This window comes from Brevibacillus sp. NRS-1366 (genome assembly GCF_050467985.1).
Genome location: NZ_JBITPN010000010.1, coordinates 41,855 through 65,850, shown reverse-complemented (window position 1 = coordinate 65,850; position 23,996 = coordinate 41,855). Strand labels below are relative to the sequence as shown.

The window sequence follows — 23,996 nt, the reverse complement described above, 5'->3', positions numbered from 1 at the left end:
ACGTGTCACATCCTGTCCTTCAAATTGAAAACCTGCAGACCCATTTTTTTACGGACCGCGGCCAAATCCCTGCCGTTGACGGCGTTACGATCACGGTTAACAAGGGGGAAGTGGTCGGAATCGTTGGTGAGTCCGGCTGCGGAAAAAGCGTTACCTCCCTCTCGGTGATGAAATTGGTGCCCAATCCTCCTGGAAAAATTGTCGGAGGAGCGATCAAATTCAAAGGGGAAGATCTAGTATCCGCCGATGAAAAGCGGATGAGGGCTATACGCGGCAATGAGATCGCGATGATTTTTCAGGAACCGATGACCTCGCTCAATCCGGTCTTTACGATTGGCGACCAGATCGGGGAGGCAGTCCGTTTACATACGAAGTCGAGCAAAAAAGAAGCGAAGCGCAGGGCCGTTGAGATGTTGAAAAAGGTAGGCATTCCACGGGCCGAGGCGATTGTAGACGAATACCCTCATCAGTTGTCAGGGGGAATGCGCCAGCGTGTGATGATTGCGATGGCAATGGCCTGTAATCCCGAGCTGTTGATCGCGGACGAGCCTACAACAGCACTGGATGTGACCATTCAGGCACAAATTCTCGATCTGATGAGACTGCTTAATAAGGAAGCGCAAACCGCCATCTTGTTGATCACCCATGACTTGGGAGTCGTCGCTGAAATGTGCCACAGAGTCGTGGTCATGTACGCAGGTAACGTCATCGAGGAAGGTAATGTTCGGACTATTTTGAAAAATCCGAAACATCCGTATACAATTGGTTTGCTTCATTCCCTCCCGAAGCTGGAAGAGTCAAAAGAGCGACTGTACTCCATCCCAGGAAATGTGCCAATTCCGGGCTCGCTTACCGTCGGTTGCCGATTCGCTCCCAGGTGTGAACAGGTAACAGAAAAATGCCGCCAAGAGATACCTGAGCTGAAAGTCGTGGGCGAGAGCCATCGCTCCCGGTGCTGGCTGGGCGAATAACCCGAGAGGAGCATGCAGGTGACTGAAGACCTTCTTGTCGTTAAACATTTAAAAAAATACTACCCTATCACAGGCGGTGTCCTTGGAGGAGAGGTAGGTCTGGTAAAGGCGGTAGACGATGTTTCATTTTCCGTAAAACGTGGAGAAACACTGGGGCTGGTTGGAGAGAGCGGTTGTGGGAAATCAACCACAGGACGCTCCTTGCTGAGACTGATTGAGCCGACAGCAGGAGAGATCAGGTTTGATGGAGTGAATGTAACTTCACTGTCTACAGATGAGATGCGAAAGATGCGCCGAGATATGCAGATTGTTTTTCAAGATCCGTTTGCTTCGCTTAATCCTAGACATAATATTGAGAAGATTCTGGAAGAGCCTCTTGTTGTCCACAAAATCGGCACCTCAGCCGAGAGGAAAAAACGAGTCCAAGAAATGCTGGAAGTAGTTGGCCTGAGCAGCTATCATGCCAGACGTTATCCTCACCAATTCAGTGGCGGTCAGCGACAGCGGATCGGAATCGCCCGGGCGCTCATGTTAAATCCAAAGCTGATTGTTGCGGACGAGCCAGTCTCCGCACTTGATGTGTCGATTCAGTCCCAGGTGCTTAATCTGATGCAAGATTTGCAAAGGGAGCTGGGTCTCACTTATTTGTTCATCGCACATGACTTAAGTGTGGTTCGCCACATCAGTGATCGGGTCGGAGTGATGTACTTGGGGCGCATTGTTGAGTTGACCACTAGCGGCCAGCTATACAGCAATCCTCTTCATCCTTATACACAAGCGTTGTTGTCAGCCGTACCGACACCAGATCCTGACGCCATCCGGGAGAGGGTTATCCTGCAAGGAGATGTGCCAAGTCCGGCCAACCCCCCCAGCGGCTGTACCTTCCATACGCGCTGTCCCCATGTGACAGATGAATGCCGAAGTGTTCGCCCGATGTTCCAAGATGTAGGGGACGGACATTTTGTGGCCTGCCATCTATACAAAGCATAGTACACCCAAATCGTTTGACTACTTGATTGGAAAGGCCGTAAAAGGGGGGATGCGAAGCAGGATCAACTCTATCAATCGTACGGTAAAAGCTGTCATTTTAGAAGAGGGGGTTTTTTCATGAGGAAGAGAGTTCTCTCCGGGGCCATGACCAGCCTATTAGCACTAGCGATGCTGCTCGCTGGTTGCAGTGGATCCCAAACAACACAAGCGCCGGCAGCACAACCAAAGACAGAAGCACCGGCAACAACACCGGCGCCAGAACCGGCTAAAGCTGGTCCAAAACAATTAATCATTGGTCGCGGCGGCGACACCGTCGGTCTGGACCCAATCGCACAAACCGATGGTGAGTCCTTCAAGGTAACCGAAAACGTATTTGATACGTTGGTAGGCTACGCGGAAGAAACGACCGAAGTGGTACCTTCCCTGGCCGAAAAATGGGAGATCTCGCCAGATGGATTGAACTATACGTTCCATCTGCGCAGTGGCATCAAGTTCCACGATGGCACGGATTTCAACGCCGAAGCTGTAAAATGGAACTTTGAGCGCTGGAGCGACAAGAGCCATCCGCAGCACAACAAGGAAGGCTTTGAATACTACAACGACATGTTCGGCGGATACAAGGGCGATGAGACCCACGTAATCAAGTCTGTCGAGGCAGTCGATGCGCAAACGGTGAAATTTACATTGAACCGTCCATTGGCTCCATTTATCCAAAACTTGGGCATGTCCTGCTTTGCGATCGCTTCTCCAAAAGCGGTACAAGAAGCGGGTCCCGAGAAATTCAATGAGAAGCCGGTCGGTACAGGGCCATTCAAGTTTGTGGAATGGAAGCGTAACGACACCATCACATTGGAAAAAAACCCGGATTACTGGAACGCTGGCTTCCCGAAATTGGATAAGCTCGTATTCAAGGTTATTCCTGAAAACACTGCTCGTTTAACGGCGCTTACCTCTGGTGAAATCGACATGATGGATGGTTTGAATCCGGACGATGCGCAAACCGTTAAAGACAACAAGGATTTGCAATTGATTCTGCGTCCTTCCATGAACCTTGGTTTTGTCGGCTTCAATGTGGAGAAAAAGCCACTCGACAACCCAAAAGTACGTGAGGCGCTCGCTTACGCTATCAACAAGCCAGCCATTATCGAAGCTTTCTTCGCAGGACTGGGCCAGCCAGCGGTCAACCCATTGCCTCCATCCATTTGGGGACACAACAATGATATCAAAGATCGCGAATTCAACACCGACAAGGCGAAGCAGTTGCTCAGTGATGCGGGCTTCCCGAATGGCTTCAAAATCAAGTTCTGGGCTATGCCTGTAGCTCGCCCGTACATGCCGGATGGCGTAAAGATCGCAGAAGCGATTCAACAAGACCTGAAAAAGATCGGTGTAGAAGCCGAAATCGTAACCATGGAATGGGCTACGTATCTGGAAAAAACAAAAGCAGGGGAGCAAGAAATGTTCATGCTGGGCTGGACTGGTGATAACGGTGACCCAGACAACTTCCTCGCAACGCTGCTCGACAAAAATAACATTGGCGGTAACAACCGCACTCGTTGGGCAAACGAGGAAGCACACAAACTGTTGATTGCAGCGCAATCTGCAACGACAAAAGAAGAGCGCGAGAAGCTGTATTTGCAAGTACAGGAAATCATCTTCAAGGATGTGCCAATGGTACCACTGGCGCACTCCACTCCAGCAATCGCTGCTAAAACGGGTGTCATTAATTACAAGCCGCATCCAAAAGGATCGGAAAGCTTGGAGAAGGTTGATTTCCAATAAGACTTTCTAGGCATGACGTAGCTTTTCAGAAGGGTAAGAGGAGGAAACTCCCTCTTCTTACCCTTTCTTACATTCTTACAGCACTTATTTTTTTGCTAGGAAAGCGAGGAGATGGCATTGCTATCTTACAGCATCCGAAGAATCCTTATGCTCATCCCCGTTCTGCTGGGTATGTCCATCGTCGTGTTTTCCATCATTCGTGCTATTCCAGGCGATCCGGCCCTTACGATTTTGGGAGAGAAGGCGAGTCCCAAGGCAATTGAAGACTTACGAGAAGTGCTGGGCTTGAACAACCCATGGTACATTCAATACTTTGATTATCTAAAGCAGATCATCACTGGCGATCTGGGAGTTTCTTTACACTCGGGTGCCAGTATTACACAGGAAATCGGTCCTTATTTGGCAGCGACCACTGAACTTACGATTGTCAGCATGTGCTTTGCTGTTATCATCGGGGTAAATGCGGGGATCCTCTCTGCATGGAAGCAAAACTCGTGGTTTGACTACTGTGCGATGTTGATCGCCTTGGTTGGTGTATCCATGCCGATTTTCTGGCTTGGTTTGATGGAGCAATGGTTCTTTGCCCAAGAACTGAAATGGCTGCCATCAGTTGGACGAGACAATTCGCGTAATCCCGTAGAGGCAATTACGCAGTTTTATATACTGGATACCATGCTGGCAGGGCAATGGGATCAATTGTGGGAAGTGATCAAACACTTGATTTTGCCGGGAATAGCGCTCGGAACGATTCCGATGGCGATCATTGCCCGGATTACACGCTCCAGCATGCTGGAAGTCATGCGTGCGGACTATGTGCGTACAGCACGAGCAAAAGGCTTGGCGCAGTTCTGGGTCGTCTACAAGCATGCATTGAAAAATGCGATGATTCCTGTGTTGACGGTCATTGGACTGCAAACCGGGTTGTTATTGGGAGGAGCTGTTTTGACCGAGACGATTTTCGGGTGGCCGGGCGTCGGACGATACATTTTTACGGCGATTGGAAATCGCGACTATCCGGTCATCCAATCAGGGATTCTTGTTATAGCTACGATTTTTGTCCTGATCAATCTCTTGGTCGACCTTCTGTATGCCTATATAGATCCGCGTATCAAATACCGCTAAGGAGGTGGAGGAGATATGGCAGAAACACAAGTGCAGACCATACCTTTACAAGTGAAAGACGAACAGATTATCTCTCCTTGGCGGGAAGCATGGAGAACGTTGCGCAAAAACAAATTAGCAATGGTAGGAATGGGGATCATTATCTTTTTCGTCGCCGTCGCTGTTTGCGCCCCATGGATTGCTCCTTATCCGTACGATGTAGGCGAGCTGGTCATGAAAAATAAGCCGCCGTCTGAAGAGCATTGGTTTGGCACCGACTACAATGGTCGTGACGTATTGAGCCGTGTCGTGTATGGAGCTCGAATCTCTTTATGGGTGGGGACTTTCTCTGTTATCGGTTCGGTTGTAGCAGGAACGATTCTTGGGCTGTTGGCGGGTTATTACGGAAGATGGATTGATACCATCATTTCACGTATTTTTGACATTATGCTGGCATTCCCGAGCATCCTTTTGGCGATTGCGATTGTGGCGATCCTCGGGCCTTCTCTCCAAAATGCGCTGCTTGCCATTGCGATTATCAACATCCCTACCTTTGGGCGACTCGTTCGCTCGCGTGTCCTCAGCTTAAAAGAAGAAGAATTTGTAATGGCAGCGCGTGCGATCGGGATGAAAGATTCCCGAATTTTGATGCAGCATATATTACCGAATAGTTTGGCTCCCATTATCGTCACGGGTACGATGGGGATTGCTACAGCGATTATCGAGGCAGCAGCTCTCGGGTTTTTGGGACTGGGAGCACAAGCACCTGAACCGGAGTGGGGGAAAATGCTCTCCGATTCGCGTCAGTACATTCAAAAAGCGCCATGGACGGTTATTTTTCCAGGTCTCTCCATCATGCTGACGGTACTCGGATTTAACTTAATCGGGGACGGTTTACGTGATGCGCTTGACCCTCGGATGAAAAACTAAGAAGGAAAAGAAAGACAGAAGGGCAGAGAGGAGCCCTTCTGTTTATTTTGTTGTCTGCTGTATGAAATCTCTGCACAATTGATTAAATGTAGAAGCAGCACGCGTGATAACCTGATGATGGACATTAGGTACCTGAATCATTTTGGCATGAGAGATATGCGTGTCCAGCAGCTCTGCGTACGGCCGCAACTGCCGGTCTTCTTTTCCGTAGACCAGCAAAAATGGCATTCGAAGCTCGTTTAAGCGGTCTGTACAGTTGTACTGATGACCAGCAGAATAAAGGGACCCCAGACAAATAGCATCTGTCTGACTTGCATGTTGAACCCACGCGGTACGCATCGTCTGGTCGTCCAGGTGGGATGATGCGATCGATCGAGCCAGAAGGGGGATGCCGCGGAGCGCCGACATGGTTTGTGCCATAAAAAAGCGACAGTGTAAATACAAGTCCTTCACTTCCGAGAATGCACTGACCAAGATCGCGCCTTGCACACTATCGGGATTGCGAAGACAGTATTCCAAAGCGATAGAAGCCCCTTGCGAGTACCCTAAAAGAAATGGCCGCTGGATGCCGAGTGATTGAATGAGGTTATCTAGAAGGTCAGCTAGATCCCCAATAGAAAGATGTCCCCCAAATGAGGAGCTTTCACCGTGCCCAGGTAAATCTGGTACAATCAGTTGAAATTGATCTGAGAGGGCGTTTTGGTAGCTAAAATTAAGAGAGCCAATACACGGAGCGTGGATACACACGACAGGTGTGCCTTTTCCTGAGAGTTTGCATGCGAGCTGTTCGCCATTGAACTGTACGAGTCGTTGTTCCATTTTTCGTCTTCACCCCTCCTTTAGGTTATCCCTTCTGGCACATAATTTTTAATGGAACCCTTCTTTTTTTTATGTGGAAATGTTATCCTCGCAATAGAATATAGGTGAAAGCAGGGTGAAGCAGGGTGACAAAGGTATTCCAAGAGCGGATTTCGAAGCTGCATGACTTTCTCACAAAACAAGAGTTAGACGCGGTATTGATCACCTCTCCGAAGCACGTATATTATTTGACTGGTTTTTTTACGGACCCACATGAGCGCTTTTTGGGCTTGGTCATCCCCGCCCAAGGTGAGCCATCCCTGATCGTTCCTGCACTTGACCGTGAAGCAGCAGCGGCGGCTTCGTCCATCCAAACGATTTATACACATACAGATATTCAGAATCCATATGAAGTTCTGAAACAGACTCTGCCGAATGGCTTGTCCAAGCTGGGCATCGAGAAAAGCCACATGACAGTTGAGCGTTTTGAAGCCATGGGACAAATTGTCTCTGCTACCGACTTTGTCGATGTGGAAGAACCGCTGCGTGAAATGCGTCTGATCAAATCGGCAGACGAAGTGGCACGGTTGAAGCGCGCTGTCCAGTTAATCGAGAATGCTCTTACAGAAACATTGAAAAAAGTGAAAACAGGCATGACGGAAATGGAAATCGTAGCTGAGCTGGAATACCAGATGAAACGTGTAGGTGCAGAAGGTCCTGCTTTCTCTACAATGGTTTTGGCTGGAGAAAAATCAGCGCTGCCACATGGCAATCCAGGTACTCGTCAGGTTCGGTCAGGGGATGTTTTGCTGTTCGATATCGGGGTAGAGGCAGACGGATATGTGTCGGATATTACCCGTACATTTGCAGTTGGAGAAATTAGTGAGCAGCTTCGCGAGATTTACGAGACCGTTTTAGCAGCCAACGAAGCAGCGATTGCAGAGGTTCGTCCAGGCGTGACGTTCGCCCACCTGGATCAGACGGCAAGAGGTGTGATTGCGGCAAAAGGCTATGGTGAATATTTCATGCACCGCCTAGGACATGGGCTGGGAATGGATGTGCATGAGTACCCATCCGTACATGAACAAAATCAGGAGACGCTCCGACCTGGAATGGTCTTCACGATCGAGCCTGGAATTTATTTGCCAGGTGTAGGTGGCGTCCGGATTGAGGACGATGTGGTCGTAACGGAGAGTGGAGTGGAAGTATTGTCCAGCTTCCCGAAACAATTGACGGTTATCGGCTAATCGCATGCGAAATGTGAATGAACTGAATACGTATTTCATGGTGCTGACTGGATGCGTACATACGCTCCACCAGCTTAATAGGGAAGACCGGTGAAAAACCGGCGCGGTCCCGCCACTGTAACGAGGAGTGCCTAGCTATGAGCCACTGTTCCGCTAAATAAGGGAATGGGAAGGAGGCTATGCGCGTTTGATTCGTAAGCCAGGAGACCTGCCATGAAATCAGATACAATCGACCCACGAGGATGGGGCAGATGTGGAAATAGGCACGAGTCTAGGAACAGGCAAAAAAGCCAGGTCTATAGCTATGTCCACGTTTGTCATGCACCTCCCGGTTGAAACAGGGGGGTGCTTTTTTTGTGCGTCTCAGGATCGCCAATCCATATGTTTCATGGGGGGATAGGGGGAATGTGTAAAACAGATTGCAAAACACAGAGCCTGCTTGTATAGTGATAAAGGGATACAAAACGTAATCATTACGATTTGAAAAAGCCAATACGATACTATTCGTGTTGAGTAGAATGCAGAGGGGTATACGTCAAATGAAAAAAATATTCGGAGGATTTTGGGTGGCTGCATGGATGGCGATCATGCTTGTCGTATCGGCATGCAGCCCGCAAACACCTGCTGCAACAAGCACAGGTGACACAAAGACAGGAGTGGAGCAGCAAGCCAAAACGGACCAACCCACTGAACAGACGGCAGAAAATAAACCTGTCACGATTACGACGAATGGCATTGAAATGACTTATCCCGAAGCACCGAGGCGCGCTGTAACACTAAACCAACACGTGACCGAGATCATGCTTGCCCTGGGGCTTGCGGATAGAATGGTCGGAACAGCGTACTTGGACGATCAAATCCTGCCAGAATTAAAAGAAGCATATGACAAGGTGCCTGTTTTATCCGATAAATATCCAAACAAGGAAGTGATGATGGCAACTAATCCAGATTTTGTCTATTCCGGGTGGAAAAGTGGTTTTGGAGATAAAGGTGTAGGCTCTATGGAGGATTTGGAAAAGGCCGGAATCAAATCGTATTTGCAGGAGTCCTCCAATAAGCCAGGGCCAACAGTGGATGATGTTTTCGCAGACATTCAAAACATCGGAAAGATTTTCCGCATAGAAGATAAGGCAAATGAATTGATTGGGAAAATGAAGCAAGAGATAGACCAGACTGTGAGCAAAATCGGCACGGTGGACAAGCCGCTCAGCGTGTTTGTTTATGACAGCGGTGAGGATCAACCGTTTACGGCAGCAAACAACTACATGACTTCCTTGATCAGGCTGGCTGGCGGCAAAAATATTTTTGATGATATTCAGAAAGGTTGGGCAGAGGTTAGCTGGGAAGAAGTGGTGAATCGCAAACCAGATGTAATAGTCGTTGTAGACTACGGGGACAAAACCGTGGAGCAAAAAAAGAATCTGTTGCTGACAAAACGGGAGATCGCAGATATTCCTGCGATCAAAAATCAACGATTGGTCGTTTTGCCGTTGTCGGCTGCTTCGGAAGGGGTTCGTGCACCTATCGCTTTGAAAATTTTAGCAGAAGGACTCTATCCGGAGAAATTCAAATAAGAAAGACTCCTAAAGGAGGGAATGACTCTGCATAGGATCAAAATGCCTTTTACCATCATCGGTCTGCTCGTCTTGCTGGTACTCTCTATTACAATCGCCGTAACATTGGGATCTGTTGAGATTAATCCGGCGACTGTATGGAAGATCGCTTTGTCGCATGTGCCTGGGATCAGCAAATGGATCTTCGTTGATTGGTCCAAAGGCGAACAAACCATCATCTGGGATATCCGTTTTCCGCGAGTGCTCTTGGGTGCTGTTGTAGGGGCCGGACTTTCTGTGGTAGGTGTAGCTATCCAGTCTCTGGTTCGCAACTCCTTGGCAGACCCGTACATACTGGGTGTTTCTTCAGGCGCATCGGTAGGGGCGACCTTGGCGATTCTTTTTGGAGCCTTCAGCATGTTTGGGCAATATGCGCTGTCGCTTGGGGCATTTACAGGAGCGCTTCTGGCTATCCTGCTCATATTCACGCTGTCTCGCATAGGGGGGCAAAACTCTACAGTGCGCTTGCTCATGTCAGGCATCGCCATTTCTGCGATATTGTCAGCAATCACCAGCCTGATAATCTTTTCCGCACCAAACGAGCATGGAATTCGCTCTGTCCTCTTCTGGATGAGTGGAAGCTTGGCGGGAGGAAAGTGGGAATACTTGACCATCCCGACACTGATTGTGGTGATTTGCCTCTTAGTCCTGCTGACACAGTATCGTTCGCTCAATGCCATGCTGATGGGGGAAGAATCGGCAGGTACGCTGGGGGTTAATACGGCCCAATTTCGCAAACTGCTTTTGCTGATTACTGCGATGCTCACCGGAGTGATCGTAGCCATTAGTGGAGCGATCGGGTTTGTCGGATTGATGATGCCGCATATCGTGAGAGTCATCGTCGGGTCAGATCATCGCCGTGTCCTGCCCGTCAGCGCATTGCTCGGAGCCATCTTCCTGATTTGGGCAGATGTCATAGCCCGGTTAGCCTTCGCACCCGAAGAGTTGCCGATTGGAATTATCACTGCGCTGTGTGGCGGTCCGTTTTTTATTTGGCTAATGTTACGCAGTTCTTATTCCTTTGGAGGTAGCGGGCGATGAAACTGGTTGCAGAAAACATATCCGTCGAGCTGGAGAAAAAAACAATCTTGTCCCAGGTTGGTATGGAAGTAGAAGCAGGCGAGTTTGTCGGGTTGATTGGGCCAAATGGCAGCGGGAAATCTACCCTGCTAAAAAGCATTTATCGCGCGATGAAGCCGAATGCCGGGTGGATTTCGCTGGATGGCGACGATGTCTACCAACTGTCAGCACGAGAAAATGCTCAGCGGATGGCTGTAGTGCGTCAAGAATCATCTGTCGAGTTTGATTTTTCGGTTATGGAGATCGTCTTGATGGGGCGCTCTCCTCATAAACGGCTTTTTCAGTCTGACTCAGAAGAAGATAGTCGGATTTGTGGGGAAGCGCTCGAACGGGTAGGCATGGAAGCCTACGCAACCAGAAGCTTTTTCAGTTTGTCAGGGGGAGAGAAGCAGCGTGTCTTGATTGCCAGAGCATTGGTTCAACAAGCGAAGTTTCTTGTTCTAGACGAACCGACGAATCATTTGGATGTTCGCTATCAGCTGCAAGTGATGGATTTAGTCAGGACGCTCGGAATTACCGTCCTCGCCGCGCTGCACGACCTCAATATCGCAGCGATGTACTGTGACCGGCTATTCGTCATAAACGGGGGAAAAATGATCGCTTCAGGTCCGCCGGAAGAAATCCTTCGTCCCCGCTTGATCCGCGATGTATTTGGGGTAGAGACCGAAGTAACAACCCATCCCATCACTGGCAAAAAGCACGTCTACTTTTTCTCGGAAGCTTGCAGAATCAAGCAATCGCCGCAGGAGGTATCCAAAGCATTATGAGTGTGTACAGTTGCAAGGTATGCAAGTTCCGTTATGATGAATGGCTAGGTGATACGAAAAATGGCGTCCCTCCATGGGTGCCTTTTCCACATCTGCCGGGGTCGGTGTGCACGACCTGTGGAATGCAGGGAGAAGAACGCCATCTTCCCTTGGCAGAGACCAAATACGCCGGCTTGGAGGCCACTTATTACGATCAGTTCGCGGGCAAGTCTGGAATTGCCTTTTATCGGGACTGGCTGCTGCAAGAAAACGAACGCAGTCCTGTCACTGTGTTGGAGCTCGGCGTAGGGACAGGGAGAATCGCGATCGAGCTTGCCCGGAGCAACCTGCCGACTTGTGGGGTAGATTGGAGTCCTGCTATGCTCGAACTGGCGGAAAAGAAGAAACGGCGCATGCTGAAAGGAAAAGAAGAACTGCTGGAGCTTGTGGAGCAAGATATTCGAGAGCTGAATCTGGGGCGGAGTTTTACCCACATCTTGCTTCCGGAAGGGCTTTTTCAGCAGGCCATTTGTAGAGAGGCACAGCGGCAATTGATTGCCAACGTGAAAGGACACTTGACAGAAGATGGGGTGGTTACGATAGATCTCCTTCTGCCACCGTTGAAGGAACGATGGTCATTGCTTCAGCGCAAGTATGTGTTTCCAGATCGAATGGTTTACCAGCGTGTGGAAGGAGAAACCTCACTGTCTCGGGGACAATTTCGGTATGCACTGTCCTATGAGACTTTTTTGGAACAGGTTGAGCAGCCCCGTTATCGTGTAGAGCGTGAGATGGCGCTGCTTCTGCCAGGTGAGCTTCGTTTGCTTTTGGAATCAGAAGGCTTCCAGGTAATCACCAGCTTCGAGAATGTTGCCCATAGGTACCAAGGCGAGGGAGAGCCGCAGAGCGAGGGATATGAGATGGATCGTTGGCAGTACGGGGGCTATCCATTTGCCGAGTTGGCGGGTTCATTAGGTGCACCCACACGCTGGACCATTCTGGCGAAAAAAGATTCTGTTTCTTCTTTGTAACAAAATGACGTCTGTCGCATCTAACCAGTAGAGAAAGCAAGTGAAGGAGGATGCATCCTTGGAAAAATTGCAGCCCACGCTAGATGCTGCATTTGAGCAAATCATGCGGGAGTATGGGACGCGGGTGCTTCGGCTTGTCACTTTTCTGGTTAAGGATAAAAATCTGGCAGAGGACATCACCCAAGATGTGTTCGTCAAGGTGTATCGGCATCTTCCCGGGTTCCGTCAGGAGAGCAGCATCCATACTTGGCTGTATCGAATTGCGGTGAATGAATGCAAAGGTTTTTTACGTTCATGGGCATTTCGAAATATCCGTTTCAGTGCTTGGATCAAAAAGGACGGAGATGTGTCCACAGAACACCTCGTACTGGATCAAGTCGAACGAGACCAGTTGGTTGCATACGTGCTGGGGCTTTCCCCACCATATCGTCAAGTGATTGCGCTGCACTACTATGCTGATTTGTCTATCGGTGAAGTAGCTGAGGTTCTGTCTGTATCAGAAGGGACAGTACGGACCAGGCTGCATCGAGCAAGACAGCAGCTGAAAGGGCGAATGAGCGAGGGGAGGGACTGGGAGTGGACGAGAACCAATGGCTCGAACAGCTGAAAGACCGTGCGGATCAAACGGTTTTACGTGATGTACAGTTTACGTCCGTCATGGAAAAAAGAGTGCGGCAACGGATCAACAAGAAAACATGGTTCCAGTCTGGATGGGGGCTGCTGTCTTACCCGGCTGTAGTTGTTCTCCTGTTTGTACTCATCTGGCAGATCTGGCCTGCTAGAATCGGAGAAGAGCATGCGGCGCAGCCTGCCAAGCCTGCACCCAGCTTATTGCCAGGAGGCGTTCTGGAAACCCCAGTGCTCTGGATACCTTCGACACAGACGAAATCGAGTTTTGACGGTCAGCCGTTTACCTATTTGGGGGAGAAGCCTGTTCGGATCATCGCCGACGAGAACGGTTTCTATGAAGGGCAAACCCAGCGCATTGTCTGGTTGCTTGATGGAAGCTACGCATCCAAAGTAGAAATCATTGCCTACAGCAGCGAAGGAAGCCGGATCCCATTGGGTACTTATCAAGTCATGGACCCGTTGTTTGATGCGAAGGGTCACTTTCCATCTGGCATTGCGTTGCCTGATCCTGGCGTATGGAAGCTGCAGGTTGTATCTGATGGCAAACATCTGGGACAAGTGTTCGTAGAGGTGAAGTCTGGGATATCCCCGGCGAATCGTTTGATGGTGGAACCGCTCATCCGCGACTTTTTAAAAGTAGAGGGAGAGAAGCTGGGCGGGCTGGGAAATGACCGGGATATAACGTTGGATCTTCTTGGAGTAGAGGCTCCGAGTGCAGAGCAAAGAACTGTATACGCATGGGTAACCATCCTCGGCCAGGCAAACAATTCTGGAATCAGTGCGCCGATGGTATTTCAGATCAACTATGACGGGAAAGCATACCGCGTAAAAGATTTCAAGATGCCAGAAGACGGCAGCAACTACCAAAGCAGTCTGCAAAAGCTGTTCCCACCTAAGGTACTGGAACGAATCCGCAATAGATAGAAACATCTCGCTATACGCAAAGAGAAACGGACCTTTAAAAAGGGTCCGTTTTTTTAGCCGAATATTTGAGCGCCGATGCCAAAATACGTGCCATTGCGCGAAGGTAGACGATCCGTATTTGCGACCATGACGGGCGGTTCAGCAACTTTTTGAAATCCGTTTTGCTGCAAATAGGAAAGAAATGCTTCCTGACCATCGGGCACGTCAATTCGAACCTTGCCCGTATGTCCTTTCGTTAACTGGGAAAGAATGCGTATCGCAAGTGCCGAGTCGAGAGCAACAATAGGTCCAATTACTAGATTAACAGGTCCTAGGACAGCGAAGCCATAGCCAACCATTTTGCCGGAAGCGTCTTTGGCTGCGATGCATGTTTTTGCTTGTTTCATCCGTGTTTGCAGGAAAAGGGATCGTCTGCTGCCGACCGCTTGTCCGTCCAGCTCAATGACGTCAGCTAAATCGTCGTGCTTCATGGGGTATAGCGCAGGTTCGTCTGCTGCTTCCAACATCTCTTCTCGGGCAGGTGCGAAATGATCGCTCAAACATTTGTGAATATACTCTGCTGTCACGAATCCCAAGCTTTCATACAAGGGCTGACCTTCTGCTGTAGCAACAAGCATGATGGCAGTTTCGTCCGATACAAAGTCAATGCACGCTTGCATGAGATCACGGCCTAACCCATATCCTCTGCAAGCTGCATGTACGATCACCATGCCGATGGTGGCAAGGCTTTCTTCGTAGCGAATGATCGCTGAGCAGGAGACGAGCTGATCGCTTTCATCCTTGTGACCGAATACACTGCCAATTGAAAGAATCGTGCGAAGCTCGGCCTCTTCGTAATCCCAGCCGACTGAGTCTGAGAGCGCGATGAGATCGGGGATATCCGTTTCAGATAAGATGTGTATACGATAAGAGGTGCTTTTCACGTGGACGACTCTCCTTTATATATCCACTCTTCTATATCCAACACTCTAGCACAGGAAGGAATTGGTGACGAGTGAAAATCATGGCAAACGCCTTATTCTCTTTGGTTGCTCCTGATTCCCCTGTTTGTTATAATTACCGTTAGTGTATTTTTTGCGAGACGCAATCTATACGTTTGAATGGATTCGCGTGGGAGGGAACGAACAACACATGGATCGACGTGAAAGACAAAAAAGGATTCGAAATTTTTCCATCATCGCCCACATTGACCATGGCAAGTCGACGCTGGCGGACCGAATTTTGGAACTGACCGGAGCATTGACTGCACGTGAGATGGAAGCCCAGTTTCTGGATACGATGGAGCTGGAAAAAGAGCGCGGGATTACAATTAAATTGAATGCCGTGCGTTTGAATTATAAAGCAGATGACGGGGAGGAGTACATTCTCCACCTGATCGACACCCCCGGACACGTCGACTTTACCTATGAAGTATCCCGCAGTTTGGCTGCCTGTGAAGGGGCTATTCTGGTCGTGGACGCTGCACAAGGTATCGAAGCACAGACGCTTGCCAACGTCTACTTGGCGCTGGACAGCAATCTGGAGATTATTCCGGTCATCAACAAAATTGATTTGCCGAGTGCGGAACCTGAGCGCGTTAAGCAAGAAGTAGAGGACGTCATCGGTTTGGATGCCAGCGAAGCAGTATTGACCTCCGCCAAAGCGGGTATCGGGATTAAAGAAGTGTTGGAAGCGGTTGTACAAAAAGTGCCGGCGCCAGAGGGTGATCCGGATGCACCGCTGCAAGCCTTGATTTTTGACTCTTATTTCGATGCGTATCGCGGAGTTATTGCTTCCATTCGTGTCGTTAACGGTACCTTGAAAAAAGGGATGAAAATCAAAATGATGGCAACAGGCAAGTCGTTTGAAGTGACCGAAATCGGTACTTCGATGCCTCGCCAGACCCAAGTGGAAGAGCTCACGGTTGGGGATGTAGGCTATGTTGCGGCATCGATCAAAACAGTAGGGGATACGAGTGTGGGTGATACGATCACCGATGCGAGTCGTCCTGCTGCTGAACCACTTCCGGGCTACCGCAAAATCAACCCGATGGTGTTCTGTGGTCTTTACCCGATCGAGACCAATGAGTACAACGACCTGCGTGACGCATTAGAAAAGCTGCAGCTAAACGATGCTTCGTTGCAGTTTGAACCAGAAACGTCACAAGCACTCGGGTTTGGTTTCCGTTGCGGATTCCTTGGATTGCTACACATGGAGATTATTCAAGAGCGCATCGAACGCGAATTTGACATTAGTCTAATCACTACAGCGCCGAGCGTTATTTACAGGATTACGAGAACAAACGGCGAAGTCATCGAAATTGACAACCCGTCGAAAATGCCAGATGCCCAAAAGATTGAAATGGTTGAAGAACCTTATGTTACCGCAACCGTAATGGTACCCAAAGATTACGTAGGTGACGTCATGCAGCTGTGTCAGGGTAAGCGCGGCGATTTCCTCGACATGCAGTACCTTGGCGAGAATCGGGTACAGCTGAAGTATGACATGCCATTGTCTGAGATCGTCTATGACTTCTTTGATTTATTGAAGTCTGGCACAAAAGGGTATGCGTCCTTTGACTACGAGTTGGGTGGCTACAAAGCTTCCAAACTGGTAAAAATGGACATCCTCTTAAACAGCGAAGTAGTGGATGCTCTGTCGTTTATCGTTCACAAGGATACAGCTTACGCGCGTGGTAAGGTCATTTGCGAAAAGCTGAAGGAACTGATTCCTCGCCAGCAATTCGAGGTGCCAATCCAGGCAACGATCGGGCAAAAGGTTGTTGCTCGGGAAACGATCAGCGCTCTGCGTAAAAACGTTCTTGCCAAGTGTTACGGTGGGGATATCTCGCGGAAACGCAAGCTCTTGGAAAAGCAAAAAGAAGGAAAGAAGCGCATGAAGTCAGTCGGTTCCGTAGAGGTACCGCAAGAGGCATTTATGGCTGTACTGCGCATGGATGATAAGAAATAGGCCTGACCTCGTGTCAGGTCTTTTCCATTCTGGTTGTCGAATCTCGAATAAAAGGAGGGGAAGGGACATGATGCCACAATCGGTTTACATCCACATTCCCTTTTGTACAAACAAATGCTATTACTGTGACTTCAACTCGTTTGTGACGAATAATTCCCAGCTTATCTGGGATTATCTCGAAGCGTTGAAGCGGGAGATGGAGCTGACCTTTAGCCAGCAGCCTGCCCGGCAGGTAAAAACGATCTTTGTCGGCGGAGGGACACCGACCTTTCTCGATCATGACCAAATGCGGACATTTTTGCAGACGGTCCAAAAGCAGTTGGGCAAGTACTGGACCTCTGATATAGAGTTTACGATGGAGGCAAATCCAGGGACGACCGACGTGGAAAAGCTAAAAATCATGCGCGAAATGGGTGTCAACAGGCTAAGCTTTGGGGTGCAGTCCTTTGATAATGCCCTGTTGAAACGACTGGGGCGTATTCATGATCGCGACGACGTTTACCGCAGCATCGCTAATGCCAAAGAGGTAGGCTTTGATAATGTGAGCATTGATCTGATGTTTGGTCTGCCGGATCAGACTGTAGAGATTTTTCGCGAGACCCTGGCCAAGGCATTTGACCTGGGAACAACGCATTTCTCTGCCTATAGTTTGAAGGTAGAAGAAAATACACTGTTCCACACTCTCTACCAAAAAGATCAGCTCCCGTTGCCATCTGAAGATGCTGAGCTCTCCATGTATCTGATTTTGATTGAGGAGATGGAGAAGCACGGTTATCAGCAGTATGAAATCAGTAATTTTGCCAAATCGGGCTTTGAGAGCAAACATAATAAAACCTATTGGCTCAATGATGAATACTATGGTTTGGGTGCGGGGGCCCACGGGTATGTACGCGGGGAAAGACACGTGAATGCTGGACCGTTGGCGATCTACATGCAAAAGTGCAAAGAAGGGCTGCCGCGAGTGGAGCAGTTTGCGGTACCGTGTGAGGATGCGATGGAGGAACAGATGATTTTGGGTTTACGTCTGCGCGAAGGTGTCGATCTTTCTCGTTTTGAAAATCGCTTCGGTGTATCTGTACACGATGTATTTGGGACGATAGTAAAAGAAGAGATTGCCAAAGGAATGCTGCAAGAACAGGATGGCTTCCTGAAGCTGACGAAACAGGGACTGCCTCTTGGAAATGAGGTATTTGCGCGCTTTTTGCGCTAGTTCTTGCATCAAACTGGCGAAATTTGTTTCATTTTGACCTTGTATCTCGCTCAAGTCCGTTGACAAATCCTTCTACTATTGATACCTTAGTAAATAGATTTAGCACTCGCTAGGTATGAGTGCTAACAAGGCGAATTACTGAACAAAAAAGTCCAACAGACGTTTTACAACAGGGAGGCGAGCGACATCCATGTTATCAGACCGTCAACAATTGATTCTTAATGCGATCGTCGATAATTACATTCATTCAGCCGAACCTGTTGGCTCCCGCACCATTTCTAAACGGGAGGGCATCGGTTTTTCTTCGGCGACGATACGCAACGAGATGTCCGACTTGGAAGAGCTGGGATACTTAGAGCAACCCCATACGTCGGCGGGACGAGTTCCTTCTACCAAAGGGTATCGTTTTTACGTCGACAACCTGATTCAGCCGCATCTTTTGGAGGAAGGCGAATTGGGTAAACTGAAACAGTTGTTTGCCGAACGTATTCTGCATTCCGAGCAAGTGGTAGAATACACTGCCCAGATTCTTTCCCAGTTGACGAACTATACAGCGATTGTACTGGGGCCAGAGATATTTGAGCATCGGTTAAAACATATACAAATCGTTCCTCTCAGCGAACAACAGGCAGTGGCGATTGTGGTGACACATACCGGCCGCGTGGAAAACAAGCTAATTGATTTGCCAGAGGGAATTGGCTCTGGCGAAATCGAACGCCTGGTCAATCTTTTGAACAGCAGACTTTCCGATGTGCCCCTATGGCAATTACGGCAACGTCTATACCAAGAGATCTCAGGTGAAATGCGCCGTCACGCGGAACAGTACGAGGAAATGCTGCGCGTCCTCGATCAATCCCTGACACAAGAAGAGGAGCGTGTGTACCTTCGCGGTGCGACCAAGATCATGAATCAGCCTGAATTCCGGGATGTTGACAAGGTAAAGGATATTTTGGAGCTCTTGGAACAAAACGATCAGTTGCTTCATCTGTTCGGGATGCCAGCGGATGGGCTGACGGTGCGCATCGGACAAGAAAACCAGCTAGACGCGATCAAGCAATGCAGTATTATCACGACGTCCTACTCACTTGGCGGAAAACCGGTGGGGATGGTGGGGATACTTGGGCCGACGCGAATGGAATACAGCAGGGTCATTACCGTGCTCAACTATTTGGCGGAAGGCTTATCGCGCATGCTGACTTCGCAGTTTGAGAAATAAATGGAGTGAATGGCTACCGGCCTATAGCCGGAGAAGAGCCGCAGGAGGTATCGACTTGAGCGACGAAAAATGGACGAAAGATTTGTCTGCCGAAGAGGGGCAAACGACTGAAGCGAGCGAGCAGCAGGAAGCGGCTGAAGTAAACTGGGAACAAGAAGCAGCCCAGTGGAAGGCCCAGGCAGAGGAACACCAGAACCGGATGCTGCGTGCCATGGCTGACATGGATAACCTCAGAAGACGCGTGCGCAAGGAGCAAGAAGATCAAGCCAAGTACGCTTCCCAAAAAATTGTGGAAGAACTCTTGCCGATTCTTGACAACTTCGAGCGCGCACTTGCTGCTGACAAGGAATCCATGACAGTAGAATCACTGTTGACTGGTGTAGACATGGTATACCGTCAGATGGTGCAAGTTTTTCAAAAAGAAGGTTTGAATACCATTGAAGCACAGGGTCAGCCTTTTGATCCCCATTTCCATCAAGCGGTCATGCAGACACAGGATCCGAATTTTGATTCGGGCATTGTAGTCGGTGAACTGCAAAAAGGGTACATTTTTAAAGACCGCGTCGTTCGTCCGGCGATGGTTCAAGTAAACGAATAATTTTCATTAATAACTTTACCAGACAGTGAAGTGTTAGGAGGACATATTGTATGAGTCGCGTAATTGGGATTGACCTTGGAACAACTAACTCTTGTGTAGCAGTAATGGAAGGCGGAGAGCCGGTCGTTATTGCCAACGCAGAAGGAAACCGTACGACACCATCCGTGGTGGCATTCAAAAACGGGGAGCGTATTGTCGGGGAAGCTGCAAAGCGCCAGGCAATTACAAACCCAGACAATACCGTAATCTCCATCAAGCGCCACATGGGTTCTACTCATAAAGAAACATTGGAAGGCAACCCTTACACGCCAGAGCAGCTCTCGGCTATGATCCTGCAAAAGCTGAAGGCTGATGCGGAAAGCTATCTGGGTCAACCAGTGACGCAGGCAGTGATTACGGTTCCTGCGTACTTCAACGACAGCCAACGCCAAGCGACCAAAGACGCTGGTAAAATTGCTGGTTTGGAAGTATTGCGTATCGTGAATGAACCAACCGCAGCAGCACTTGCATACGGTATGGAGAAAACCGAAGACCAAACCGTTCTCGTATTTGACTTGGGCGGAGGTACATTCGACGTATCCATTCTCGAATTGTCCGAAGGCTTCTTCGAAGTAAAAGCAACCTCTGGTGACAACAAACTGGGTGGAGACGATTTTGACCAAGTCGTAATGGATTACCTCGTGAGCGAGTTCAAAAAAGAACACGGCATCGATCTGTCCAAAGATCGCATGGCGCAGCAACGCTTGAAAGACGCTGCTGAAAAAGCGAAAAAAGACCTCTCCGGCGTATTGACTACAACCATCTCGCTGCCGTTCATTACAGCAGATGCAACTGGACCAAAACACTTGGAGATGAACCTGACTCGCGCTAAATTCGAAGAGCTGACTGCTGATCTGGTTGAGCGTACGATGGGACCAACTCGTCAAGCGCTGAAAGATGCAGGTCTGACTCCAAGCGAACTGAACCGGGTAATCCTAGTCGGTGGTTCCACTCGGATTCCGGCTGTACAAGAAGCAATCAAGAAATTTACTGGCAAAGAGCCTCACAAAGGGGTTAACCCGGATGAAGTAGTAGCTCTGGGTGCTGCTGTTCAAGCAGGTGTACTGACTGGTGATGTGAAGGACGTCGTTCTTCTGGACGTAACTCCACTCTCCCTCGGTATCGAAACATTGGGTGGCGTATTCACCAAGCTGATTGATCGCAATACGACTATCCCAACAAGCAAATCCCAAGTGTTCTCGACTGCAGCTGACAATCAGACATCCGTTGAAATTCACGTGCTGCAAGGCGAGCGTCAAATGGCGAATGACAACAAATCGCTCGGACGCTTCACCTTGTCCGATATTCCGCCAGCACCACGCGGCATCCCGCAAATCGAAGTTTCTTTCGACCTGGATGCCAATGGTATCGTGAATGTCCGCGCGAAAGACCTGGGTACTGGAAAAGAGCAGCGTATCACGATCACATCCAACTCTGGTCTTTCCGACGACGAAATCGATCGCATGGTAAAAGAAGCAGAGCTGAATGCTGAAGCTGACAAAGAGCGCAAAGAGCAAGTAGAAGTTCGTAACGAAGCTGACCAACTCGTATTCACTACCGAGAAAACACTCAAAGAAGTGGAAGGCAAAGTGGACCAAGCGGAAATCGACCGTGCGGGCGAAGCCAAGGAAAAAGTGAAAAAGGCGCTGGAAGGCGGCAATATCGAGGAAATCAAGTCTGCGAAAGACGAATTGTCCGAGATCATTCAACAAATTTCTGTGAAGCTGTATGAGCAGGCTGCCCAAGCTGCGCAAAATGCCCAAGGCACAGCAGAAGGTCAAGAAGCGAAGAAGGACAACGTTGTAGACGCTGACTATGAAGTGGTAGACGACAAAAAGTAATCACGGTTGGAATTGGCGAGGGAGGGGATTCCTTCCCTCGCTCCCCACGATGTGACCCATGAAAGTCAAAGTCACTTAAATGCTGACTTTGACTTTTTTTCAAGTCTGTCACATGCTATGATAACAGTTGACTGTCATGGGAGTGATTTAGGAGATGAAACGCGATTTCTACGATGTACTGGGAGTCGCCAAGGATGCGGACGCTGAGGAAATCAAAAAAGCGTACCGCAAGCTGGCTCGTCAGTACCATCCGGATGTAAATAAAGCCGCTGATGCGGAAGAAAAGTTCAAAGAAGTAAAGGAAGCGTATGACGTTCTGTCCGAACCGCAAAAGCGGGCACAATACGATCGCTTTGGTCACCAAGACCCGAATCAAGGATTTGGCGGAGGCGGTGGTTTTGACGCCTCGGGTATGGGCGGCTTCGGAGACATTTTTGACATGTTCTTCGGTGGCGGTGGCAGACGTGCGAACCCAAATGCACCACGAAAAGGTGCCGACCTACAATTTGGGCTGAGTATTGATTTTACAGATGCTGTTTTCGGGAAAGAAACCGATGTGGAAATTCCGAAAGAAGCTGAGTGCGATACTTGTCTTGGCTCAGGTGCAAAACCGGGTACAGGTGTGGACACGTGTAAAACATGTAATGGGACAGGTCAGCAGGAAGTTGCAGCAAATACGCCGTTTGGCCGAATTGTTAACCGTCGCGTTTGTACGACTTGCGAAGGTAAAGGGAAAGTCTTCAAAGAAAAATGTTCCTCCTGCCGAGGCAGCGGACGCGTCAAAGTACGCCGCAAAATCCACCTCAACATTCCAGCAGGTGTGGATGACGGAGCACAACTGCGTGTTTCCGGCGAAGGTGAACCGGGAGCAAACGGTGGACCTCCAGGTGACTTGTATGTCGTCCTGCGCGTGAAGAGCCACGAGTTTTTTGAGCGCGAAGGAAATGATATTTACTGCGAGGTTCCTTTGACCTACGCACAAGCAGCGCTCGGGGACGAGATCGAAGTACCGACGGTCGATGGTCGTGTGAAGTTGAAGATACCAGCAGGGACGCAAACAGAAACATTCTTCCGTTTGCGCGGCAAAGGTGTGCCGCATCTTCGTGGAAGCGGTCGTGGTGATCAGCATGTAAAAGTGCGTGTGATTACTCCGACAAAGCTCTCCGACAAACAAAGAGAGCTCTTGCGTGAGCTTGCCGAATTGTCTGGTGAAAAGCCGGGGCAGCACGGCGGAGAAGATGAAAGCTTTTTCGAGAAAATGAAACGGGCATTCCGCGGCGAATAAGTCGCGGATTTGTCCGCTTGCTTGATGAAAAGCCCGTTAGGGAGCTTATGTGGGGAGTGGTAGATTCGTGAAATGGTCAGAAATTAGTATCCATACAACAGCCGAGGCTACGGAGGCGGTGTCCAACCTCTTGTATGAAATGGGTGCCAATGGTGTCGTGATTGAGGACCCGGAGGTGCTTTATCGTGAGTGGGATACGCCGTTTGGTGAAATCTACCAGCTTTCTCCTGATGATTTTCCGGCCGAGGGCGTATTCGTCAAAGCATACCTGCCAGTTGACAGCAGTGAACTGCTTGATGTGGTAGAAGAGCTGAAAGAGCAATTGGCGCAGCTGACGGAGTACGGCCTGGACATCGGTAAAGCGACGATTGCTGTTAACGATGTACATGAAGACGAATGGGCCCACGCCTGGAAAAAATATTACAAGCCGGTTCATGTCTCGGAGCGTATGACGATTAAGCCAGTATGGGAAGAGTACGAGCCCAGGCAAGCAGATGAGTTTATTATTGAGATGGACCCGGGTATGGCTTTTGGCACCGGAACGCACCCGACGACGATTCTCTGTCTGCGTGCACTGGAAAAGTACTTGGTAAAAGGCGATCGTGTCTATGACGTAGGAACAGGAACAGCGATTTTAAGCATTGCGGCCGTCAAGCTGGGTGCAAGAGACGTGCTCGCTATGGATTTGGATGAGGTGGCAGTCCGTTCCGCGGAGGCCAATACGGAGTTGAATGGAGTGCACGAACACATCCTCGTGCGACAGAACAACCTGCTGGATGGCATCGAAGAGCAGGTCGAAGTGGTGATTGCCAACATTCTCGCGGAAGTGATTCTGCGCTTTACGGACGATGTATTCCGGGTGCTTGTGCCAGGTGGTACCTTTATTGCATCGGGGATCATCGAAGCTCGAGCCACTGACGTAAAAGCGGCTCTGACAGCTTCCGGACTGGATATCGTGGAAACCATTTTCATTGATGACTGGGTAGCAATTGTTGCAAAAAAACAGTAGAATAGT

Annotated in this window: 21 protein-coding genes and 1 riboswitch; of the genes, 19 read left to right on the top strand and 2 right to left on the bottom strand. The window is 49.3% G+C overall.

The window, feature by feature from the left end; genetic code table 11:
* The first annotated feature begins 2 nt into the window (after window positions 1-2).
* The 5 genes from ACIFQN_RS05085 to ACIFQN_RS05065 all read left to right on the top strand — a co-directional run bounded on the left by ACIFQN_RS05085 (window position 3) and on the right by ACIFQN_RS05065 (window position 5,774).
* Window positions 3-971, top strand: a complete 969-nt coding sequence (locus ACIFQN_RS05085) for an ABC transporter ATP-binding protein (protein WP_429831956.1) — start codon at window positions 3-5, stop codon at window positions 969-971.
* Between the two features lie 18 nt (window positions 972-989).
* Window positions 990-1,961 (top strand): ABC transporter ATP-binding protein, encoded by a 972-nt coding sequence (locus ACIFQN_RS05080; protein ID WP_429831955.1) that lies wholly within the window; start codon window positions 990-992, stop codon window positions 1,959-1,961.
* 117 nt (window positions 1,962-2,078) lie between these two features.
* On the top strand, window positions 2,079-3,743 hold the full coding sequence (locus tag ACIFQN_RS05075) for an ABC transporter substrate-binding protein (RefSeq protein WP_429831954.1): 1,665 nt from the start codon (window positions 2,079-2,081) through the stop codon (window positions 3,741-3,743).
* Between the two features lie 111 nt (window positions 3,744-3,854).
* A complete protein-coding gene (locus ACIFQN_RS05070; RefSeq protein ID WP_429831953.1) occupies window positions 3,855-4,865 on the top strand; it encodes an ABC transporter permease in 1,011 nt (336 codons plus the stop codon).
* A 15-nt stretch (window positions 4,866-4,880) separates the two neighbouring features.
* Window positions 4,881-5,774 carry an ABC transporter permease gene (locus ACIFQN_RS05065; protein WP_429831952.1) on the top strand — a complete coding sequence of 298 codons (894 nt, stop codon included), beginning with the start codon at window positions 4,881-4,883 and terminating at the stop codon, window positions 5,772-5,774.
* Between the two features lie 42 nt (window positions 5,775-5,816).
* On the opposite strand, the gene ACIFQN_RS05060 is transcribed toward ACIFQN_RS05065, so the two are convergent.
* Window positions 5,817-6,593 (bottom strand): alpha/beta fold hydrolase, encoded by a 777-nt coding sequence (locus tag ACIFQN_RS05060; RefSeq protein ID WP_429831951.1) that lies wholly within the window; start codon window positions 6,591-6,593, stop codon window positions 5,817-5,819.
* Between the two features lie 125 nt (window positions 6,594-6,718).
* Here ACIFQN_RS05060 and ACIFQN_RS05055 point away from each other — a divergent pair, with 125 nt between their 5' ends.
* The 7 genes from ACIFQN_RS05055 to ACIFQN_RS05025 all read left to right on the top strand — a co-directional run bounded on the left by ACIFQN_RS05055 (window position 6,719) and on the right by ACIFQN_RS05025 (window position 13,843).
* Window positions 6,719-7,819, top strand: a complete 1,101-nt coding sequence (locus tag ACIFQN_RS05055; RefSeq protein WP_429831950.1) for a M24 family metallopeptidase — start codon at window positions 6,719-6,721, stop codon at window positions 7,817-7,819.
* 21 nt (window positions 7,820-7,840) lie between these two features.
* A riboswitch (cobalamin riboswitch) is annotated at window positions 7,841-8,049 on the top strand.
* Between the two features lie 309 nt (window positions 8,050-8,358).
* Window positions 8,359-9,393, top strand: a complete 1,035-nt coding sequence (locus tag ACIFQN_RS05050) for an ABC transporter substrate-binding protein (protein ID WP_429831949.1) — start codon at window positions 8,359-8,361, stop codon at window positions 9,391-9,393.
* A gap of 42 nt (window positions 9,394-9,435) precedes the next feature.
* Window positions 9,436-10,473, top strand: coding sequence for a FecCD family ABC transporter permease (locus tag ACIFQN_RS05045; RefSeq protein WP_429832056.1), 1,038 nt, complete (start codon window positions 9,436-9,438; stop codon window positions 10,471-10,473).
* Window positions 10,470-11,279, top strand: coding sequence for a heme ABC transporter ATP-binding protein (locus ACIFQN_RS05040; RefSeq protein WP_429831948.1), 810 nt, complete (start codon window positions 10,470-10,472; stop codon window positions 11,277-11,279). The genes ACIFQN_RS05045 and ACIFQN_RS05040 overlap by 4 nt, the downstream gene beginning before the upstream one ends.
* Complete coding sequence (locus ACIFQN_RS05035; RefSeq protein WP_429831947.1) at window positions 11,276-12,289, top strand: methyltransferase domain-containing protein; 1,014 nt, start codon at window positions 11,276-11,278, stop codon at window positions 12,287-12,289. Before ACIFQN_RS05040 ends, ACIFQN_RS05035 begins: the two co-directional genes overlap by 4 nt.
* A 58-nt stretch (window positions 12,290-12,347) precedes the next feature.
* A complete protein-coding gene (locus ACIFQN_RS05030; protein ID WP_429831946.1) occupies window positions 12,348-12,896 on the top strand; it encodes a sigma-70 family RNA polymerase sigma factor in 549 nt (182 codons plus the stop codon).
* Window positions 12,866-13,843, top strand: a complete 978-nt coding sequence (locus tag ACIFQN_RS05025; RefSeq protein WP_429831945.1) for a hypothetical protein — start codon at window positions 12,866-12,868, stop codon at window positions 13,841-13,843. Before ACIFQN_RS05030 ends, ACIFQN_RS05025 begins: the two co-directional genes overlap by 31 nt.
* Before the next feature lie 53 nt (window positions 13,844-13,896).
* On the opposite strand, the gene ACIFQN_RS05020 is transcribed toward ACIFQN_RS05025, so the two are convergent.
* Window positions 13,897-14,766 (bottom strand): GNAT family N-acetyltransferase, encoded by an 870-nt coding sequence (locus ACIFQN_RS05020; RefSeq protein WP_429831944.1) that lies wholly within the window; start codon window positions 14,764-14,766, stop codon window positions 13,897-13,899.
* 208 nt (window positions 14,767-14,974) lie between these two features.
* Here ACIFQN_RS05020 and lepA point away from each other — a divergent pair, with 208 nt between their 5' ends.
* The 7 genes from lepA (at window position 14,975) to prmA (ending at window position 23,990) form a co-directional block, all read left to right on the top strand.
* Window positions 14,975-16,792, top strand: a complete 1,818-nt coding sequence (gene lepA, locus ACIFQN_RS05015; protein WP_429831943.1) for a translation elongation factor 4 — start codon at window positions 14,975-14,977, stop codon at window positions 16,790-16,792.
* A gap of 67 nt (window positions 16,793-16,859) precedes the next feature.
* Window positions 16,860-18,002, top strand: coding sequence for a radical SAM family heme chaperone HemW (hemW, locus tag ACIFQN_RS05010; RefSeq protein ID WP_429831942.1), 1,143 nt, complete (start codon window positions 16,860-16,862; stop codon window positions 18,000-18,002).
* A 190-nt stretch (window positions 18,003-18,192) separates the two neighbouring features.
* Complete coding sequence (gene hrcA, locus ACIFQN_RS05005; RefSeq protein ID WP_429831941.1) at window positions 18,193-19,218, top strand: heat-inducible transcriptional repressor HrcA; 1,026 nt, start codon at window positions 18,193-18,195, stop codon at window positions 19,216-19,218.
* Window positions 19,219-19,273: 55 nt separating this feature from the next.
* Window positions 19,274-19,816: a nucleotide exchange factor GrpE gene (gene grpE / locus ACIFQN_RS05000; protein WP_429831940.1), complete on the top strand. Its 543-nt coding sequence runs from the start codon at window positions 19,274-19,276 to the stop codon at window positions 19,814-19,816.
* Window positions 19,817-19,866: 50 nt separating this feature from the next.
* Window positions 19,867-21,696: a molecular chaperone DnaK gene (gene dnaK / locus ACIFQN_RS04995; RefSeq protein WP_429831939.1), complete on the top strand. Its 1,830-nt coding sequence runs from the start codon at window positions 19,867-19,869 to the stop codon at window positions 21,694-21,696.
* A gap of 154 nt (window positions 21,697-21,850) precedes the next feature.
* Complete coding sequence (dnaJ, locus tag ACIFQN_RS04990; protein ID WP_429831938.1) at window positions 21,851-22,981, top strand: molecular chaperone DnaJ; 1,131 nt, start codon at window positions 21,851-21,853, stop codon at window positions 22,979-22,981.
* Window positions 22,982-23,048: 67 nt separating this feature from the next.
* Window positions 23,049-23,990, top strand: a complete 942-nt coding sequence (gene prmA / locus ACIFQN_RS04985) for a 50S ribosomal protein L11 methyltransferase (protein WP_429831937.1) — start codon at window positions 23,049-23,051, stop codon at window positions 23,988-23,990.
* The last annotated feature ends 6 nt before the right edge of the window (window positions 23,991-23,996 follow it).

Excerpts from the sequence above, each read along its gene's own strand:
- ACIFQN_RS05065 (WP_429831952.1), top strand. The coding sequence starts at position 4,881 with ATGGCAGAAACACAAGTGCAGACCATACCTTTACAAGTGAAAGACGAA.
- ACIFQN_RS05075 (WP_429831954.1), top strand. The coding sequence starts at position 2,079 with ATGAGGAAGAGAGTTCTCTCCGGGGCCATGACCAGCCTATTAGCACTA.
- ACIFQN_RS05060 (WP_429831951.1), bottom strand. The coding sequence starts at position 6,593 with ATGGAACAACGACTCGTACAGTTCAATGGCGAACAGCTCGCATGCAAA.
- hrcA (WP_429831941.1), top strand. The coding sequence starts at position 18,193 with ATGTTATCAGACCGTCAACAATTGATTCTTAATGCGATCGTCGATAAT.
- dnaK (WP_429831939.1), top strand. The coding sequence starts at position 19,867 with ATGAGTCGCGTAATTGGGATTGACCTTGGAACAACTAACTCTTGTGTA.
- ACIFQN_RS05050 (WP_429831949.1), top strand. The coding sequence starts at position 8,359 with ATGAAAAAAATATTCGGAGGATTTTGGGTGGCTGCATGGATGGCGATC.
- ACIFQN_RS05070 (WP_429831953.1), top strand. The coding sequence starts at position 3,855 with ATGGCATTGCTATCTTACAGCATCCGAAGAATCCTTATGCTCATCCCC.
- lepA (WP_429831943.1), top strand. The coding sequence starts at position 14,975 with ATGGATCGACGTGAAAGACAAAAAAGGATTCGAAATTTTTCCATCATC.
- ACIFQN_RS05045 (WP_429832056.1), top strand. The coding sequence starts at position 9,436 with ATGCCTTTTACCATCATCGGTCTGCTCGTCTTGCTGGTACTCTCTATT.
- dnaJ (WP_429831938.1), top strand. The coding sequence starts at position 21,851 with ATGAAACGCGATTTCTACGATGTACTGGGAGTCGCCAAGGATGCGGAC.
- hemW (WP_429831942.1), top strand. The coding sequence starts at position 16,860 with ATGATGCCACAATCGGTTTACATCCACATTCCCTTTTGTACAAACAAA.
- ACIFQN_RS05035 (WP_429831947.1), top strand. The coding sequence starts at position 11,276 with ATGAGTGTGTACAGTTGCAAGGTATGCAAGTTCCGTTATGATGAATGG.
- ACIFQN_RS05040 (WP_429831948.1), top strand. The coding sequence starts at position 10,470 with ATGAAACTGGTTGCAGAAAACATATCCGTCGAGCTGGAGAAAAAAACA.